Source organism: Agromyces humi (assembly GCF_009720255.1).
Lineage (GTDB): Bacteria > Actinomycetota > Actinomycetes > Actinomycetales > Microbacteriaceae > Agromyces > Agromyces humi.
Window position 1 is genome coordinate 1 of sequence record NZ_WJSP02000589.1, and the last position, 1,674, is coordinate 1,674.

The following is a 1,674-nucleotide window of genomic DNA, read 5'->3' on the forward strand; positions in this document are numbered from 1 at the left end:
CGTCGCGACCCCGCGCACGATCGAGACGAGCACGAGGACCCGCTCCCGGCGCCCCCGGTCGGCGATGGGAGAGAGGAGCGGCGCGAGGATGGCCGATGGCAGCATGCGCAGCAGGCCGACCAGGCCGAGTGCCGCCGCACCGCCGTCGCGGTAGGCGACGATGCCGAGCGCCACGGTGAACGCCCACTCGGCGGTCCAGGCGCCGAGGAAGCTGAGCTGGGCGCGGCGGAGGTTCGGGTTCCGCCAGTTGCTCGTGAAGGCAGCGCCAGCGTCGCGCAGAGTGGTGCGGCGCCGGCCATCGCCCATGGCGATGACTCTAGGGCCTGCGACGCCTGCGGCACAGGGCCGCGAGCCGGGCGGCCACGCCGTGCACCGCTTCAGCGGCGCGGGGCCGCGAGCCGCCCGCTCAGCTGTAGACGTGCGGCGCGAGGATCGCCACGTCGCGCAGGTTGCGGTACTCCTCGGCGTAGTCGAGCCCGTAGCCGACGACGAACTGGTTCGGGATGTCGAATCCGAGGTACTTCACGGCGACCTCGACCTTGGCGGCGTCGGGCTTGCGGAGGAGCGCGCAGATCTCGACCGACGCGGCGCCGCGGGACTCGAGGTTGCCGAGCAGCCAGCTGAGGGTCAGGCCCGAGTCGATGATGTCCTCGACGATGAGCACGTGCCGTCCGGTGAGGTCGGTGTCGAGGTCCTTGTTGATGCGCACGACGCCGCTCGACTGCGTGCCGGCGCCGTACGACGACACGGCCATCCAGTCCATGTTCACGTGCGGGCGCAGCTCGCGGGCGAGGTCGGCCATGACCATCACGGCGCCCTTGAGCACGCCGACGAGCAGGATCTCCTTGCCCTCGTAGTCGGCCTCGATGCGCCGGGCGAGCTCGGCGAGCTTCGCGTGGATCTCGGCTTCGGTGACGAGCACCTCGGTCAGGTCGGCCTCGATCTCTCGCGCGTCCATGCCTGTGCTCCCTGATGTCGTGGGCGAACGGATGCCACGAGCCTACGCTGTGGCGGTCGGCCCGGGCGCCGCCGCCTCAGTGGTCGTGCGGCAGTACCTCGGTCGAGCCCGTCGTGGAGAAGAACACGTGCCGGCCCGAGCGCGACGCCTGAACGCCGCCGGGCAGGTCGAGCGGGCCCTGTCCATGCCAGTCGGTCACGAGCCGGGCGACCTCGAGCGTCTGCGCGCGCGAGAGCGCGACGCCGAACTCGCTCGCCAGCACGTGTCGGACGATCCGCTGCCGCAGCGCCGCGGGGTTCGCCTCGAGCACTCCGACCGACACGGCGATGCCGGCCTCGGCGGGCTCGCAGATCTCCTCGATGAACTCGTCGATCTGGCTGGTGAACGCCTCGTCGTCCTCGCGCAGTTGCTCGGCCGTGCGGGCGAGCGCCTCGGCAACGCCCGGTCCCAGCTCGGCCTCGAGCACGGGCAGCACCCGCTCCCGCACGCGCACCCGCGTGTAGGCGGGGTCGACGTTGTGCGGGTCGTCCCACGGCTCGAGCCCGGCGTCGAGGCACGCCTGCCGCGTCGTCGCGCGGCGGACGCCGAGGAGTGGACGCGCGTACCGGCCCCAGCGCGGGGGCATGCCGGCGAGGCTCGCAGTACCCGACCCGCGGGCGAGCCCGAGCAGCACGGTCTCGGCCTGGTCGTCGAGCGTGTGGCCGAGCAGCACGAGG

3 protein-coding genes are annotated in these 1,674 nt (G+C 72.7%); all 3 read right to left on the reverse strand.

Features of this window, described 5'->3' with window-relative positions; all coding sequences use genetic code 11:
* Positions 1–306: MFS transporter (locus GH736_RS22585; RefSeq protein WP_162529602.1), on the reverse strand; the 306-nt coding region annotated here is incomplete at its 3' end.
* A gap of 100 nt (positions 307–406) precedes the next feature.
* Positions 407–958: a hypoxanthine phosphoribosyltransferase gene (hpt, locus tag GH736_RS22590; RefSeq protein WP_159607229.1), complete on the reverse strand. Its 552-nt coding sequence runs from the start codon at positions 956–958 to the stop codon at positions 407–409.
* Between the two features lie 76 nt (positions 959–1,034).
* The coding region (locus tag GH736_RS22595) for a tRNA lysidine(34) synthetase (protein ID WP_162529603.1) at positions 1,035–1,674 on the reverse strand (640 nt) is incomplete at its 5' end.